Consider the following 14,843-nt stretch of genomic DNA (forward strand, 5'->3'; position numbering starts at 1 on the left):
GGCGCCGCACTCATGACATGATCGACGGCGATGAGTACCAAGGACGAGTCGACGAGGGACGACGCGGTCGCCTACCCGCTGCTCGCCGCCGCGACGGGCGCCACGCCCTCGCGCCGGCCGGTGTGGTTCATGCGCCAGGCGGGCCGTTCGCTGCCCGAGTACCGCAAGGTGCGCGAGGGAATCGGCATGCTGCAGTCGTGTTTCCGCCCCGATCTGGTGTGCGAGATCACCCTCCAGCCGGTGCGCCGGCACCGGACGGACGCCGCCATCCTGTTCTCCGACATCGTCGTGCCGCTCAAGGCAGCGGGCATCGACCTCGACATCGTGAGCGGGATCGGCCCCGTCATCGAGCAGCCCGTCCGGGACGCCGCCGCCGTCGCGGCCATGCCGGAGCTCGATCCCGAGCAGGTCGCGCCGGTGGCGGAGGCTGTGCGGATGCTGCGCGGTGAGCTGCCCGCGGGCGTCGCGCTCATCGGCTTCTCGGGTGCGCCCTTCACGTTGGCCTCGTACCTGGTGGAGGGCGGTCCCAGCCGCAACCACGAGCGCACCAAGGCGCTGATGTACTCGGATCCGGACACGTGGAACGCGTTGCTGGGCAAGCTCGGCGACATCGCGATCACCTTCCTGCGGGCGCAGGCCGAGGCCGGCGCGCAGGCCTTCCAACTGTTCGACTCGTGGGCGGGCGCGCTCTCGCTCGCCGACTACCGCACGTACGTGCAGCCGCACTCGGAGCGCGTCTTCGCCGCACTGAGGGAGTCCGCTCCCGCGTTGCCCGCGTTCCACTTCGGCGTGGGCACGGGTGAGCTGCTGGGCGCGATGGGCGAGGCCGGCGCCGATGTCGTGGGTGTCGACTGGCGCACGCCGCTCGACGTCGCGGTGGGTCGGGTCGGGCCGGGTAGGGCGCTGCAGGGCAACCTCGACCCCGCCGTCCTCATGGCCGATCGGGGCACCGTCGAGGCGCAGGTCCGGCGCGTGGTCGCCGAGGGCGACGCGGCGGTCGCCGCCGGCGCGACGGGGCACGTGTTCAACCTCGGGCACGGCGTCCTGCCCGCGACGGATCCCGACGTGCTCACCCGCGTCGTCGACCTGGTGCACGAACTGTGAGCAATGTCGCCGTCGTCGGGGCGGGAATCTCGGGTCTGGTGGCCGCGCTCCGTCTGCAGCAGGCGGGCGCCCGGGTCACGGTGTTCGAGTCGGGCAACCGGGTCGGCGGGAAGCTGCGCTCGGAGATGCTCGGCGACCAGCGCCTGGACGTGGGCGCGGAGGCCTTCCTCCGGCGTCGTCCCGAGGTCCTCGACCTCGCGGCCGAGCTGGGCCTCGCCGACGAGGTGGTCGAGCCCGCGGGGCGCCGCCCGGCGCTGTTCGCCGACGGTGGTCTCCGGGGCGGCTTCGGCCGCACCCTGATGGGCGTCCCGAGCGACGCGGACGAGGTGCGGATCCCGCTGCGCTGGAATCCCGGTGCCGACGCGTCGATCGGTGCGTTGGTCCGCTCGCGGCTCGGCGACGAGGTGGTCGAGCGCAGCGTCGATCCGATGGTCTCGGGGGTGTTCGCGGCGCACGCCGACGACGTCTCCGTCCGCGCCGCCCTGCCCGCCCTCGCCGCCCGCCTCGACGACGGTGCGCCGTCGCTGGGGGAGGCGGTGCGCGATGCGCTCGGCGAGCCCGACGACAGTCCGGTCTTCGGCGCGTTCCGCGGCGGGTACCAGCAGCTCCTCGACGCGCTCACCGAGCGGCTCGGCGACCGGATCATGCTCGGCGCTCCGGTCCCGGAGGTGCGGCCGGGGTGGAGTCTGCGCGGCTCGATGTTCGACGCGGTCGTGCTCGCCGTGCCCGCGCCGCAGGTGGCTCGGCTCGTGGGCATGAACCTGCCGGAGCTCGGTGCCGCGGTGTCGAAGATCCCCGCGGCGAGCTCGGCCCTGGTGACGCTGCGCCTTCCGGACGATGTCGAGTTGCCCGACCTCTCCGGCGTGCTGGTGGCGAGCCGTGAGCAGGTCAGCGCCAAGGCCCTGACGCTGTCCGGCCGTAAGTGGGACCACCTGCCGGACGGCACGGTCCGGCTGTCCTTCGGGCGTCTCGGCGTGAGCCGGATCGTCGACGATCTCGACTCCGGCCTCATCGCCGCGGCGCGGGACGATCTGGCGAACATCCTGGGGGTCACCGTCGAACCGACCCATGCGCACGTGCAGCGGTGGTACGAGGGGATCCCGGTCTACCTGCCCGGGCACCGCGAGACGCTCGCGGCGATCGATGCCGCCACGCCGAGCGGCCTGGCGCTGGCGGGCGCCTACTTCGACGGTGTCGGGGTGCCGGCCTGCATCGCGCGCGCGGAGCGCGCGGTCGAGCGCGTCCTGGCCGACCTGTCCTGAGCCGGTCCCGGTCACGGGACTACGATCGGGGATATGGCCAAACTGGATTACGCGGAGCTCAATTCGACTGTTCGCTACCTGATGTTCTCGGTGTTCTCGATCTCCCCGGGGGAGCTCGGGGACGACGAGCAGCGCGCGGCGGCGGCGACCGAGGCGGAGGCCTTCCTGGCGAAGATCCAGGAGGGCGATCTGGTGGTCCGCGGCGTCTACAACATCGCCGGGATGCGGGCCGACGCGGACTTCATGATCTGGTGGCACGCGGAGCGGCTCGAGGATCTGCAGGCCGCCTACAACGAGTTCCGGCGGGGTACTGCGCTGGGCCGAGCGAGCGACCCGGTGTGGTCCAACACCGCGCTGCATCGCCCCGCGGAGTTCAACAAGAGCCACATCCCCGCCTTCCTCGCAGGGGAGGACCCGGGCGCGTACATCTGCGTGTACCCGTTCGTGCGTAGCCTCGAGTGGTACCTGCTGCCCGATGACGAGCGCCGCAAGATGCTGGCCGACCACGGGCGCGCCGCGCGCGGCTACCCCGATGTCCGGGCCAACACCGTGCCGGCCTTCGCGCTCGGCGATTACGAGTGGCTGCTGGCCTTCGAGGCGCCCGAGATGCATCGCATCGTCGACCTCATGCGTGACCTGCGGGCCACGGACGCGCGGCGCCACACCCGCGAGGAGACGCCGTTCTTCTCGGGCCCGCGCGTCGAGGTCCGCGACCTCGTCAACGCCCTACCGTGATGCCCGGCCGGACGGGGCTCAGGCCTCGTCCGGCTCCAGGCGCATCGAGATGCTGTTGATGCAGTAACGCAGGTCGGTGGGGGTGTCGTAGCCCTCGCCCTCGAAGACGTGGCCGAGGTGGCTGCCGCAGTTGGCGCACAGCACCTCCACGCGCCGCATGCCGAGCGAGGTGTCCTCCCGCTCTATGATCTTCTCGCCCGCGAGCGGGGAGAAGAACGACGGCCAGCCGCAGTGCGACTCGAACTTGCTGTCCGATCGGAAGAGCTCCTCACCGCACGCGCGGCAGCGGTACACGCCGGAGGTCTTGGTGTCGGTGTACTCGCCGGTGAACGGTGCCTCGGTGCCGGCCTGCCGCAGCACGCGGAACTCCGGCGCCGAGAGGCGCTGGCGCCACTCCGAATCGCTCAGTTGCAGTTTGGGCTTGGGCTCAGTCATGGTTCCATACTAACCGCGCGCGGTGGACTGTGCCAGCTCGTGCCGACCGGGCTCCTCATCGGGGTGCAGCGGGCGGTCGATGCCCTCGTCGAGCCGGTTCTCGGCCCGGGCGTCGAGGTAGCGGAACAGCAGCACGCAGAGGGGCACGATGATCAGTAGCGACCAGCCGAGCGTGCACTTGAGGTAGGCGAGGGAGCGCCCGAACGCGGGCCACTTCCCGGACAGCCAGTTGTCGTAACTGAGGAAGCCGTACACCGCGACCCAGGACGCCCAGTTGCCGAGCACGGAGCTGCGGTAGACCACGGTCATCAGCATCGGGAACAGCAGCATCGAGTAGTAGCCCTGGCCCAGCGACAGCACGAGCCACGACGTGGTGAGCAGGGTGCCGGTGGAGGTGGCGAGCCACAGCAGCTCGTTGCTCGTGCGGTAGTAGCGCCACAGCAGCCACAGCGTGACCGCGGCCATGACCACGACGGCCGCGCGGAGGAACAGGTCCAGCCAGGTGGGCAGGCCGAAGTACTGCGCGTTCCCGGCGATCGAGCTGTTGTAGTAGTCCCGCGCCTCGCTGAGGTAGGGGAGCGTCTTGTGGAAGAACTCGGTGCGGTCCGCGGACAGCAGCATGCCCCCGGCCATCAACACGACGGGGATGCCGACCGCAGCGATCAGCGCCTTCCACTGCCGGTTCACGACGATCAGGATGAGCATCACGAACAGCAGCGGCTTGACCGCGAAGGACAGGCCCAGCGGGACGCCCGCCCACAGATCCTTCCGCTTGAGCAGCAGCGCCATCGCCGCCACTTCGGCCAGCAGCACGAAGCAGTTGAAGTTCGTGTACACGAGAGTGCTCGTGACCGCCTCCGTGGCGACCGCGAAGAACAGCACCACCGGTGCGACCACGGAGTTCAGTCCGTAGCCGAACATCCGCAGCATGATGTACAGCGCCGCGAGCAGTGCGATCGCGCTGAACGCCACGAAGATGTACCGCGCGGTCTCCGGGTCGAAGTACCCGAACGGGGCCATGACCAGCGTGCCCGACGGCGGGTACAGGTAGTGCGGGTCGACGGTGTCGTAATTCTCGGTGTACACCGCCTCGTGCCGCAGGAAGCGGACGGCGGCCGCGTAGACGGTGGTGAAATCGTCGGTCTTGTTGCCGTTCGGGACCAGGATGATCAACCGTTGCAGCAGCGTGAGGATCGCGAGCGGCCACAGGACGGCCTTGGCGACGAGCGCGGGATCGGACTTCATCCGAGACAGGGCATGGGACGACACCGCTAAACCGTATCCGACGGTGCGCGCGGGTCCGGCCGGGCCCGGCCGCATCAGGCCGGGCAACCCCGCACCGTCGGCGCGTCCTGGCGGTCCAGGTAGGCGATCAGGGACTTCTGCACGCACGACGACCGGATGACGGCACCGTCGCCGATGCCGGCCCAGGTGACCGCCGAGGGCTGCGCCCCGATGACCGTGAGCTGGCCGGTGAGCGTGTCGAGCGCGGTACGCGCGCTGAGCGGGTCCGCCGCCGCGGTGGCGACCACCGACTTCACCTCCAGGTCGGTCAGCTTCGGAGGGGCGGGCATCGCGGGCCAGGCCGAGCAGACGGTGAGGTCCAGCGCCGTCGCCGCGCCGAGCCGGTACTGCGGGCCCCACGTCAGCGCTGACGCCTTGATCTGGTCCGGGGACGCCTTGGTGGCGGCGTCGGAGCAGCGGGCCACGAACTGACCGTCACTGCCGAGCGCGTCGTCGGCGGTGCGGAGGAGGGCGCGGAGAGGGGCCGCGTCGCCCGTGCGGGCGCCCTGCAGGGCGGTCGCCAGGCGCGTGATCCGCGCATCGCGGTCCCCGGGCCCGATGCCGAGCGTGACGAGGACGGCCCGTCGGACATCGGTATCGGTGAACGTGCCCAGGCGACCCGCGACGGCGTCGTCGATGATGCCGCGCATCGCGGCGGCGGGGTCGGCGCCGAGTGCGCAGGCCGGGCCGCACTGCGCGGCGAAGGCGTCGACGGTCGCCGACAGGCCCCGCGCGGCGTCCTCGGCACGCTGGAGCTCGGTGCCGCCGTAGCGGACGGGGGAGTCGAGCACGAGGCGCGCGACCTGCTTCGGATGCTTCGAGGCGTACGCGAGCGCCGTCGTGGAGCCGTCACCGACGGCGAGGAGCCCCAGCGCGGGCACGTTCCACGTGGTCCGGAGGGCTTCGAGGTCGTCGGCGGCGGCGGTGGCGGTGTACTCGGTGAGGGTCGCGGGGTAGGCGTCGCCACAGGCGGTGGCCGCGCCCTGGGCCGCCTCTCCGATCTTGCGGATCCGGGTGTCCAGGTCCGCTCCCGCAGTGAATCCGCTGCGCAGCACGGCTCGGTCGGCGGCGCCCCGGCAGGTCAGCGCAGCGGAGGCGCCGATACCGCGCCGTTCCACGGCGACCACGGGCCGGTTCTTCAGGATCGGCGAGTCGGCCGACGCGAGGGTCGCGATCGCCCGCTGCCCCGTGAACTCGGTGCCGCCGACCAGGACGAGCGGGGCGGCCGTGTCGGGTGTGCCGGGGACCTCGGCACGCGTCAGCGCGAGCTGCAGCGGCGACTGCGACGCACCGACCTCGACGGTGAGCGATGCGCACTGCAGTGTCGCGTTCCCGGCCGCCGGGGCGGCGTAGCGAGTCGCGAGTCGCTCCGTGCAGTCCTGCCAGGTCAGCGCGTCCTTGCCGGGTGCTTTCCACTCCGGTCCCTTCGGCGCCTGCGGTCCCGCCGACGACGGTGTGCGGCCACCCTTGCCGAGGTCGCTCACGTACTCGGGGGCGGACGCGGGGATCGGGGCGCACGCGGACGCGGCCAGAGCCACGGCGAACGCGCCGACGGCGAGTGCACGGGTGCGCGGGTGGGACATGTCGTTCACCCTAGCCAGATCGGCGTCGACGGCGCGGCACCGTGTCGCGCGCGCTGCGTCGACACACCGTGCGGTGTCACCGCGCCCAGCGCGTGTAGAGGTAGCCCTCGTCGTCCCCGAGGATCTGCAGGCGGCGCCAGTGCTCGGTCGGCAGATCAGGGCCCGTGACGATGCGTCGGCCGTCGCCGCCGACGAGCATCGGGGCGACGGTCAGGCACAGTTCGTCGACGAGGCCGTCGGCGAGGAGGGCGCCGAGGACGCCGGGGCCGCCCTCGGCGAGCACGCGCCGGAAGCCGCGCCGGTACAGGTCGGCGAGGACCTCCCGCAGGTCCACGGAGGAGCCCCCACCCGAGTAGACGAGGGGTTCGGCCCCGTCGGCCGGGTAGAGGCGAGGAGTGTGCGCGACCTCGCCCCGCGTGACGATCGCCAGCGCGGGGTGCTCCGGCGTGCCGTAGTCCTCATCGCGTACCGTCGCCGCCCCGACCAGCACGACGTCGGCCTGCTCGCGCAGCACCCGGAACACCCGTCGGTCGCCGTCGCCGCCGAGCCCGCCGGACCGGCCCGCGGCGGTCGCGGAACCGTCGAGCGAGCTGATCATGTTGGCCCGCACGAAGGCCCGTCCGTCGGCGAACGGGTGGGCGTAGCGGTGGGCGAGGGCGGCATCGTCCGGAGGAAGGTGGTCGATCACGTCACGACGGTAGCGCGAGATTTCATCACGCGGCGGACCAGCGGATATGATCACCACCCATGACGCTGCATCTCGTGGATCGCAACCCGACGGTGACGCCGGAGCAGATGGTGGAGCAACTGGTCCCGCCCGAGATGTTCAGCGAGGTCAGTTTCGACAGCTACATCCCGGACCCGAACCAGCCCACGCAGGCCGCGGCGGTGAAGATCGGCCGGCGGTTCGTCGACGACGTGATCAAGCTGACCAAGCAGCGGAACAAGAAGGGGCTGTTCGGCCGCAAGAGCACGCCCCCGCACGGCGTGGGCCTCTACCTCGACGGCGGGTTCGGCGTCGGCAAGACCCACCTCCTCGCGTCGATCTTCCACAGCGTCCCGTCGCCGAAGTCCTTCGGCACCTTCGTCGAGTACACCCATCTCGTGGGCGCGCTGGGCTTCAACCGGTGCGTCGAGTACCTCTCCGACCACACGGTGCTCTGCATCGACGAGTTCGAGCTCGACGATCCGGGCGACACGATGGTGATGTCGCGGCTGCTCACCGAGCTCGCGGCGCGCGGAGTGTCCATCGTGGCCACGTCGAACACCCTGCCCGGGCAGCTGGGCGAGGGACGGTTCGCGGCCCAGGACTTCCTGCGCGAGATCAACAAGCTCAGCTCGGTCTTCGAGTCGGTGCGGGTCGACGGCCCCGACTACCGGCACCGCGACCTGCCGCCGGCACCCGATCCGCTCACCGACGAGGAGCTGGTCGCGATCGCGGAGGCGGACCCCACGGCGACTCTCGACAGCTTCGACGCGCTGTCCGAGCACCTGTCGAAGCTGCACCCGTCGCGGTACAAGCAGCTGGTCGAGGGGATCTCCAAGGTGTGCATCAGTGGTGTGCACCCCGCGGACAACCAGACCGTCGCGCTGCGCATCGTCGTGCTCGCGGACCGGCTGTACGACGCGGGCATCCCCGTGCTCGTGTCGGGTGCGAAGCTGGACGAGATCTTCACCCCCGAGATGGTCGCCGGCGGCTACCGCAAGAAGTACCTGCGGGCCACCTCGCGGTTGCTCGCGCTGTCGCGCTTCGCCTCGGCCGACGCGAAGTAGGCCCGGAACACACCAGCACCCGCCCGGCGAGGTGTGGGCCGGGCGGGTGCAAGGGTGAGGGTGCCGGAGTGTGAGAGAGGTCTCACTTCGCTGACAACACTGATAGTACGGTAATCGGCCGCCCCTTCGCGAGCGGATTGCGCAAAATCCGTGCGGGGCATGATCGGACGCCCGTACCTGCCCTTCTGCAACAGTGGTTCAGCGCGTGAACCGGGCGATCGCGTCCGTCGCCTCCTTGAGCTTGGCGGCGGTCTCGGCCTCGTCGCCGGACCGTGCCGCATCCACGACACAGTGGCTCATGTGGTCCTCGAGGAGCCCGAGCCCGACCGCCTGCAGCGCCTTGGTCATCGCGGAGACCTGCGTCAGGATGTCGATGCAGTACTTCTCCTCCTCGACCATGCGCTGCAGCCCGCGGGCCTGGCCCTCGATGCGCCGCAGGCGCTTGAGGTACTCGTCCTTGTCGGACATGTAGCCATGATGGTGTTCGTGGCCGGTCTCAGTGGTCATGACGATCAGTATTCCTTCTGGGGTCGAAAACCCCGTAGTCGCAGGCTGTTGCTCACCACGAACACCGAGGACAGCGCCATCGCGGCGCCGGCGAGCATCGGGTTGAGCAGTCCGGCCGCGGCGAGGGGGAGTGCGGCCGCGTTGTAGGCGAAGGCCCAGAACAGGTTCGTCCGGATGGTGCCCAGGGTGCGACGCGAGAGCCGGATCGCGTCGACGACGGTGCGCAGGTCGCCGCTCACCAGGGTCAGGTCCGCGGCCTCGATCGCCGCGTCCGTCCCGGTTCCCATGGCGATGCCGAGGTCCGCCTGTGCCAGCGCCGCCGCGTCGTTGACGCCGTCGCCGACCATCGCGATCGCCCGGCCCTCCGCCTGGAGGCGCCGCACGGCGTCGACCTTCTCGGTGGGGAGCACGTCGGCGATCACCTCGTCGACGCCGACCCGTGCGGCGATGGCCCGCGCGGCGCGCTCGTTGTCGCCGGTCAGCATGATCGGACGCAGGCCGAGGCCGACGAGGCGTGCCACGGCGTCCGCGGAGGTGGGCTTGACCTCGTCGGCGACGACCAGCACGCCGCGGGCGGCGCCGTCCCAGCCGACGAGCACCGCCGTCCCACCGAGGGCCTGTGCCTCGTCGAACCGTGCGCGCAGCTCGGCGGGCAGCGGCATGCCCTCCTCGCCGAGGAGCGCGGGACGTCCGGCGGTCACCGTCCGGCCCCCGACGGTGCCGCGCACGCCCAGGCCGGGAACGTTCGCGAACCGCTCGACGGTGCCCGGCGCGGCCACCGCGGCGGCGATCGCACGGCCGACGGGGTGTTCCGACGCGGACTCGATCGCGGCTGCGACCGTGAGCACCTCGTCCTCGTCCTCGCCGGGGGCGACGTGCACGGCCTGCAGCCGCATGACCCCGGTGGTCACGGTGCCCGTCTTGTCGAGCAGCACCGTATCGATCCGGCGCGTGGACTCCAGGGCCTCGGGCCCCTTGATGAGGATCCCGAGCTGCGCGCCGCGCCCGGTGCCGACGAGCAGGGCCGTCGGCGTCGCGAGGCCGAGCGCACACGGGCAGGCGATGATGAGCACGGACACGGCGGCGGTGAGCGCCGTCGACGCCGACGCCCCGGTGCCGAGCCAGAATCCGAGCGTTGCGATGGCGAGCACGATCACGATCGGCACGAAGACCGCGGAGACGCGGTCCGCCAGCCGCTGCACCTGGGCCTTGCCGGCCTGCGCCTCCTCGACGAGCCGGCTCATCCGGGCGAGCTGGGTGCCGGATCCGACCCGCGTCGCGCGGACCACGAGGCGGCCTCCGGCGTTGACGGTCGCGCCGGTCACGGCGTCGCCGGGATGCACCTCGACGGGCACGGACTCGCCGGTGAGCAGCGAGGAGTCGATCGCGGACTGGCCGGAGACGACGATCCCGTCGGTGGCGATCTTCTCGCCCGGCCGCACGACGAATTCGTCGCCGATGACCAGCCGATCCGCGGGGATCGAGGTCTCGATGCCGTCGCGGAGCAGCGTCGCGTCCTTCGCGCCCAGCTCGAGCAGGGTACGCAGCGCCGCGCCGGCCCGGCGCTTGCTCGTGGCCTCGAAGTACCGGCCGGCGAGGAGGAAGACGGTGATGCCGGCGGCCGCTTCGAGGTAGATGTTGCCGGCACCGTCGGTCCGCTCGATCGTGAGCCGGAAGGGGTGCGTCATCCCGGGCATCCCCGCGGTGCCCCAGATCAGGGCGTACACCGACCAGCCGTACGCGGCCAGGGTGCCGAGCGTGATCAGCGTGTCCATGGTGGCCGCGCCGTGCCGCAGGTTGGTCCAGGTGGCGCGGTGGAAGGGCAGGCCGCCCCACAGCACGACGGGCGTCGCGAGCGCGAGCGAGACCCACTGCCAGTACGGGAACTGCAGCGCCGGGATCATCGCCAGGGCGATCACGGGGACGCCGAGCGCCAGGCTCACCAGGAGTCGCCGGCGCAGCTCGTCGACCGGGTCCCGGTCGCGCCCGGCGGCGGCCTCGCCGTCCGGGGCCGACGGTGCCGGCACGCGCGCGCCGTACCCGGCGCCCTCGACCGCCTCGACGAGGCGCTCGACCGGCAGGTCGGCCGGGGCGGTGACGTGCGCCCGCTCGGTGGCGAAGTTGACGGTGGCGGTGACCCCGTCGAGCTTGCCCAGCTTGCGTTCGATGCGGTTCGCGCACGATGCGCAGGTCATGCCGTCGATCTCGAGGTCCACGACGGCAGGGGCATGGGTGGCCATCGCGGCTCCTTCCGTCGACATCCACCGAACTATACCCCCCTAGGGTACGCGCAGGCGTTGCGGGACGCGCGGGTGACCCGAACGCCGGATGTAATGGTTGAAACGCTTGATGACCTCGTTCCACGCTGGTCGGCATGAACGAGATCACGCACCTGGCCCATTCCTGGGAGACCGAGTCGCACCACCCGACCAGCGAGGGGGTGGTGATGTACCAGCTCTGCTCCTGCGGCGTGCGGCGGATCAAGCTCGTCGCGCCCGAGTACCCCGCCGTCTGGCCCGAGATCGCGGCGCAGGCGGGATGATCGACACGTGCAGTTCGATCACGACAACATGACCGGTGTTCGGCTCTCGGTCGACCTGGTCAATCTCCGGGTCGACGGGGCCTGGACGCCCGAGCGGGTGGTGGGGGCGTTGCGCGACCACGAGATCCGTCGGATCGACGTGGACGCCGACACGATCGCCGGCGTGCACGACTGGACCGCGCTGCTGCGTGGGCCCTTCGAGGCGGACACCGTTGCCGCGCGGTGCGACGCCGTGAACACACTGCTGGCCGAGGGAACAGCAGGCATCTACCTGACCGCGCACGACGACTGGCGCCCGCACCTGCACTTCACCCCGGAGACGGAGTCACTGCTGGGGCGGGTGCGGGCCGTCACCGCCGGCGGGCTCGCCGTGTTCACCACCGAGGCAGAGGGGGCTCGGCTCGGGACGTGCGCCCGCGCGGGCTGCGATCGGGTGTTCGCCGATACCAGCCGCGGCGGGCGTCAGTCCTACTGCTCGCCGCGCTGCGCGAACACCGACGCGGTGCGGCGGCACCGTCGGGCCTGATCGACCGCGGTCCGAGCGCCGGTCAGATGGGGGAGATCGAGCGTCGCTTCTGCGGAACGCGCGGCGGGCGACGCTTCACCCGTCTCAAGGCCTCGGCGAGCATCGGGCGGGTGGCCGAGGGCAGCACGACGTCGTCGATGCCGAAGCCGTCGGCGGCGAGCAGCGGGTCGACATTGGCCTTGAACAGGGTGATCAGATCGGTCCGCGCCTGCGCGGGATCCGGCGCCGACTCGTACTGCGACCGGAACGCCAGGTCGACGGCGCTCTCGATGGGGATCGCGCAGATCTCCGCGGTGGGCCACGCGAGGGACAGGTCGGCGTGGATGCTGCGCCCGCCGCCCATCGCGATGTACGCGGCGCCGTAGGCCTTGCGGGTCACGATCACGAAGCGCGGCACCGTGGCCGCGCCGAGCTCGTAGCCGAGGCGGGCGCTGCGCCGCACCAGGTTCGTCTCCTCGGCCCCCGCGCCGACGAGGAAGCCGGGCAGGTCGATGAGGATCAGCAACGGCAGGCCGAAGGCGTCGCACACGGCGATGAAGTGCGCCGCCTTCTCGCACGCGTGCGCGTCGAGCGCGCCGGCGTGCACCCGCGGCTGGTTGGCCACGACGCCCATCGGGCGGCCGTCCACGCGCACCAGCGTCGTCACGAGATTCGGTGCGTGCGTGCGCTTGAGCTCGAAGACGCTGTCGATATCCGCGATCGCCTCGATGACCTCGACGACGTCGTAGGCCTGCCGCATCGATGCGGGGATCATCGTGTCGATCGTCTCCGCACCGTCGCCGGCTTCGTGCGGGCCCGCGTTGATCAGCGGCTGTCCAGCTGCGGACGGCGGGAGGTAGCTCAGGAACGCGCGGATCGAATCGAGCGCCTCCTGCTCGTCGGAGGTCACCATGTCGACGACGCCGCGCTGCGCCTGCAGGTCCGCGCCGCCGATCTCGTCGTTGGTGAGGTTCTCGCCGGTGGCCGCTTGGACGAGCGGCGCGGAGGAGATGCCGATGGTGCCCATGTCGCGGACGATCGTCACGAAGTCGCAGCACGCGGAGATGTTCGCGGGGGCGCCGAAGCCGGGGCCCATCATCGCCGCGACGAGCGGCACGTGCCCGGAGAGGTCGGCGAGGCGCAGTAGGAGCTGGGATCCCGGTGCCGCGAGGCGGGAGTCGAGCGCCTCCTGCATGCGGTGCCCGCCGCCGTCCATGAGCATGATCAGCGGGATCTCGTCGAGGAGTGCGCGTTCGGCGCAGCGATCGAGTTTGGCCATGCCGGTGGCGCCGTTGCTGCCGCCGAGCACGGTGAAGTCGAAGGCGGCGATCGCGGCGGGCCGGCCGTCGATGTAGCCGATTCCGGTGACCACGCCGTCGCCGGGCGCGACCAGGGGAGCGGCACCCTGCTGCGCCGGTCCCGGACCGGCGAGCGCACCGAACTCGTGGAAGCCTCCGTTGGCCAACACCGCCACTCGCTCGCGCGCGGTCATCTTGCCGCGCCCGTGCTGCTTGGCCACCTTCTCGGCCCGTGCCTCGTCGGACACGGCGTTGTAGGCGACCCGGACGCGATCGTTGAGCACCTGCTCCGGTGTGGAATCACTCACAGTCGGAAGTTAGCAGGCGATCACGCCCGACTGGACAGCCGGGCCGGTTCCGTCCATGTCCGCAGGTCGGATGCCCGACGGTGCCCGGCGCAGTAGGGTAAGGCCATGGTCATCGTTCTCGGGGCGCTCATCGTGCTGGTCGTGCTGGCGATCGTCATCGCGGCCGTCGCCGGTGTGGTGATCCTCATCGTCCGGGCGTCGAAACCGCGCCCCCAGCCGCCGTACCCGCCGTACCCCGGGTACCCGCCGGTGCAGCAGGGAGGACCCGTTCCCCCGCAGTTCCCGCAGGCCGAATTCCCTTCGCCCCCTGGCGATACCCGGCCGTGAATGGCTGAAGCCCCGACCGCGTACGCGATCGGGGCTCCTGGAGCGGATGACGGGATTCGAACCCGCGACCCTCACCTTGGCAAGGTGATGCGCTACCAACTGCGCTACATCCGCGTGCCTCTCGGGCGAACAACAAATTACACGACTGTTGCGGCGAGAGGCGAATCGCCTGGTGGCGTCACGGTTCCCGGGGCAGGAGCAGGACCTTCCCGACGGAATCCTTCGACTCCAGCAGCGCCTGGCCCTGTTCCGCCTCCGCGAGCGGGAGTCGCGCCGAGATCACCGGCGCGATGAGTCCCTCCGCGACCAGTGGCCACTCGTCCGCGGCGACCGCGGCGACGATCTCGGCTTTGGACCCGGGCCCGGTCAGCGGGCGGTTGCGCACGTTGAGGCCGATGATGCGCGCCCGTTTGCCGATGAGCGCCCCGACGTTGACCTCGCCGGTGTACCCGCCCTGCATACCGATGACCACCAGGCGGCCGCCGATGCCGAGTGCGTCGACGTTCCGGGGAACGTAGCTGCCGCCCATGATGTCGAGGATCACGTCGACCTGGCCCGCGAGCTCGGCCGCGAAGTCCTGCTCGCGGTAGTTGATGACGATGTCGGCGCCGAGCTCGCGGGCCCGCTGGGCCTTACCCTCGGACCCCACGGTGACCGCGACCCGTGCGCCCAGCGCCTTCGCGACCTGGATCGCGTGGGTGCCGATGCCGCTTCCGCCGCCGTGGACGAGGATCAGTTCGCCGGCCCTCAGGCCGGCGTCCATGACGATCGTGGACCAGACGGTGCTCGCCACCTCGGGGAGTGCAGCCGCATCGACGAGGGAGACGCCCGCGGGGACGGGGAGCAACTGGGCGGCCGGGACGACCGCGTACTCGGCGTAGCCGCCACCCGCCAACAGGGCGCACACCTCGTCGCCGACGGCGGCACCGTCGACGTCCGGGCCGAGCGCCACGACGGTTCCGGAGATCTCCATGCCCATGATGTCCGTGATCCCGGGCGGGGGCGGATAGAGGCCCTGGCGCTGCATCAGGTCGGCGCGGTTGATCCCCGCGGCCGCGATCCGGACCAGCACCTCGCCGGGGGCCGGCGCGGGCGTGGGCACCTCGTCGACGACGAGGTTCTTCTCGTCGTCGACGACGATCGCGCGCATGGATGTCGGGGCGGTGGTGCTCATGGTGCG

The 14,843-nt window shown here is 71.3% G+C and carries 15 protein-coding genes and 1 tRNA gene; 7 read left to right on the forward strand and 9 right to left on the reverse strand.

The window, feature by feature from the left end; genetic code table 11:
* Positions 1 to 30 precede the first annotated feature (30 nt).
* The 3 genes from hemE to hemQ are packed head-to-tail and all read left to right on the forward strand — an operon-like array spanning position 31 to position 3,101.
* Complete coding sequence (gene hemE / locus AXK61_RS17380; RefSeq protein ID WP_068746473.1) at positions 31 to 1,104, forward strand: uroporphyrinogen decarboxylase; 1,074 nt, start codon at positions 31 to 33, stop codon at positions 1,102 to 1,104.
* Positions 1,101 to 2,366, forward strand: coding sequence for a protoporphyrinogen oxidase (gene hemG / locus AXK61_RS17385; protein ID WP_068746474.1), 1,266 nt, complete (start codon positions 1,101 to 1,103; stop codon positions 2,364 to 2,366). The genes hemE and hemG overlap by 4 nt, the downstream gene beginning before the upstream one ends.
* Before the next feature lie 33 nt (positions 2,367 to 2,399).
* Positions 2,400 to 3,101 (forward strand): hydrogen peroxide-dependent heme synthase, encoded by a 702-nt coding sequence (gene hemQ / locus AXK61_RS17390; protein ID WP_068746475.1) that lies wholly within the window; start codon positions 2,400 to 2,402, stop codon positions 3,099 to 3,101.
* An 18-nt stretch (positions 3,102 to 3,119) separates the two neighbouring features.
* Here the strand turns inward: hemQ and msrB are convergent, their stop codons facing one another.
* The 4 genes from msrB to AXK61_RS17410 all read right to left on the reverse strand — a co-directional run bounded on the left by msrB (position 3,120) and on the right by AXK61_RS17410 (position 7,091).
* Positions 3,120 to 3,536 (reverse strand): peptide-methionine (R)-S-oxide reductase MsrB, encoded by a 417-nt coding sequence (gene msrB, locus AXK61_RS17395; RefSeq protein WP_068572654.1) that lies wholly within the window; start codon positions 3,534 to 3,536, stop codon positions 3,120 to 3,122.
* 9 nt (positions 3,537 to 3,545) lie between these two features.
* Entirely contained in the window at positions 3,546 to 4,781 is a 1,236-nt protein-coding gene (locus AXK61_RS17400) for a glycosyltransferase family 87 protein (RefSeq protein WP_068746476.1), read from the reverse strand.
* Positions 4,782 to 4,855: 74 nt separating this feature from the next.
* Positions 4,856 to 6,403 (reverse strand): alpha/beta fold hydrolase, encoded by a 1,548-nt coding sequence (locus tag AXK61_RS17405; protein ID WP_156485727.1) that lies wholly within the window; start codon positions 6,401 to 6,403, stop codon positions 4,856 to 4,858.
* Between the two features lie 76 nt (positions 6,404 to 6,479).
* Positions 6,480 to 7,091, reverse strand: a complete 612-nt coding sequence (locus AXK61_RS17410) for a dihydrofolate reductase family protein (protein WP_068572649.1) — start codon at positions 7,089 to 7,091, stop codon at positions 6,480 to 6,482.
* A 59-nt stretch (positions 7,092 to 7,150) separates the two neighbouring features.
* Here AXK61_RS17410 and zapE point away from each other — a divergent pair, with 59 nt between their 5' ends.
* On the forward strand, positions 7,151 to 8,176 hold the full coding sequence (zapE, locus tag AXK61_RS17415) for a cell division protein ZapE (protein WP_068572648.1): 1,026 nt from the start codon (positions 7,151 to 7,153) through the stop codon (positions 8,174 to 8,176).
* Between the two features lie 198 nt (positions 8,177 to 8,374).
* Here zapE and AXK61_RS17420 read toward each other — a convergent pair whose 3' ends face one another.
* Positions 8,375 to 8,683, reverse strand: a complete 309-nt coding sequence (locus AXK61_RS17420) for a metal-sensitive transcriptional regulator (RefSeq protein ID WP_068572646.1) — start codon at positions 8,681 to 8,683, stop codon at positions 8,375 to 8,377.
* A 5-nt stretch (positions 8,684 to 8,688) separates the two neighbouring features.
* Positions 8,689 to 10,944 (reverse strand): heavy metal translocating P-type ATPase, encoded by a 2,256-nt coding sequence (locus AXK61_RS17425; RefSeq protein ID WP_082789409.1) that lies wholly within the window; start codon positions 10,942 to 10,944, stop codon positions 8,689 to 8,691.
* Positions 10,945 to 11,057: 113 nt separating this feature from the next.
* Between AXK61_RS17425 and AXK61_RS25110 the strand changes: the two genes are divergently transcribed.
* Together AXK61_RS25110 and AXK61_RS17430 are read left to right on the forward strand one after the other, a co-directional pair.
* On the forward strand, positions 11,058 to 11,225 hold the full coding sequence (locus AXK61_RS25110; RefSeq protein WP_156485728.1) for a hypothetical protein: 168 nt from the start codon (positions 11,058 to 11,060) through the stop codon (positions 11,223 to 11,225).
* A gap of 7 nt (positions 11,226 to 11,232) precedes the next feature.
* Positions 11,233 to 11,751, forward strand: a complete 519-nt coding sequence (locus tag AXK61_RS17430) for a CGNR zinc finger domain-containing protein (protein WP_068572641.1) — start codon at positions 11,233 to 11,235, stop codon at positions 11,749 to 11,751.
* A gap of 22 nt (positions 11,752 to 11,773) precedes the next feature.
* Here AXK61_RS17430 and AXK61_RS17435 read toward each other — a convergent pair whose 3' ends face one another.
* The gene (locus tag AXK61_RS17435) at positions 11,774 to 13,336 is read right to left on the reverse strand and encodes an acyl-CoA carboxylase subunit beta (RefSeq protein WP_082789410.1); all 1,563 of its coding nucleotides are present in this window, start codon (positions 13,334 to 13,336) and stop codon (positions 11,774 to 11,776) included.
* A gap of 105 nt (positions 13,337 to 13,441) precedes the next feature.
* Between AXK61_RS17435 and AXK61_RS17440 the strand changes: the two genes are divergently transcribed.
* Positions 13,442 to 13,663 carry a hypothetical protein gene (locus tag AXK61_RS17440; RefSeq protein WP_068572638.1) on the forward strand — a complete coding sequence of 74 codons (222 nt, stop codon included), beginning with the start codon at positions 13,442 to 13,444 and terminating at the stop codon, positions 13,661 to 13,663.
* A gap of 38 nt (positions 13,664 to 13,701) precedes the next feature.
* Here the strand turns inward: AXK61_RS17440 and AXK61_RS17445 are convergent.
* Both AXK61_RS17445 and AXK61_RS17450 read right to left on the reverse strand, forming a co-directional pair.
* A tRNA-Gly gene (locus AXK61_RS17445) sits at positions 13,702 to 13,777 on the reverse strand.
* Positions 13,778 to 13,841: 64 nt separating this feature from the next.
* Positions 13,842 to 14,813, reverse strand: coding sequence for an NAD(P)H-quinone oxidoreductase (locus AXK61_RS17450; protein WP_068572892.1), 972 nt, complete (start codon positions 14,811 to 14,813; stop codon positions 13,842 to 13,844).
* Positions 14,814 to 14,843 lie beyond the last annotated feature (30 nt).

It is taken from the genome of Tsukamurella pseudospumae (assembly GCF_001575205.1).
Taxonomy (GTDB): domain Bacteria; phylum Actinomycetota; class Actinomycetes; order Mycobacteriales; family Mycobacteriaceae; genus Tsukamurella; species Tsukamurella pseudospumae.

Excerpts from the sequence above, each read along its gene's own strand:
- hemE (WP_068746473.1), top strand. The coding sequence starts at position 31 with ATGAGTACCAAGGACGAGTCGACGAGGGACGACGCGGTCGCCTACCCG.
- hemQ (WP_068746475.1), top strand. The coding sequence starts at position 2,400 with ATGGCCAAACTGGATTACGCGGAGCTCAATTCGACTGTTCGCTACCTG.
- msrB (WP_068572654.1), bottom strand. The coding sequence starts at position 3,536 with ATGACTGAGCCCAAGCCCAAACTGCAACTGAGCGATTCGGAGTGGCGC.
- AXK61_RS17400 (WP_068746476.1), bottom strand. The coding sequence starts at position 4,781 with ATGAAGTCCGATCCCGCGCTCGTCGCCAAGGCCGTCCTGTGGCCGCTC.
- AXK61_RS17405 (WP_156485727.1), bottom strand. The coding sequence starts at position 6,403 with ATGTCCCACCCGCGCACCCGTGCACTCGCCGTCGGCGCGTTCGCCGTG.
- zapE (WP_068572648.1), top strand. The coding sequence starts at position 7,151 with ATGACGCTGCATCTCGTGGATCGCAACCCGACGGTGACGCCGGAGCAG.
- AXK61_RS17420 (WP_068572646.1), bottom strand. The coding sequence starts at position 8,683 with ATGACCACTGAGACCGGCCACGAACACCATCATGGCTACATGTCCGAC.
- AXK61_RS17425 (WP_082789409.1), bottom strand. The coding sequence starts at position 10,944 with ATGTCGACGGAAGGAGCCGCGATGGCCACCCATGCCCCTGCCGTCGTG.
- AXK61_RS25110 (WP_156485728.1), top strand. The coding sequence starts at position 11,058 with ATGAACGAGATCACGCACCTGGCCCATTCCTGGGAGACCGAGTCGCAC.
- AXK61_RS17440 (WP_068572638.1), top strand. The coding sequence starts at position 13,442 with ATGGTCATCGTTCTCGGGGCGCTCATCGTGCTGGTCGTGCTGGCGATC.
- AXK61_RS17450 (WP_068572892.1), bottom strand. The coding sequence starts at position 14,813 with ATGCGCGCGATCGTCGTCGACGACGAGAAGAACCTCGTCGTCGACGAG.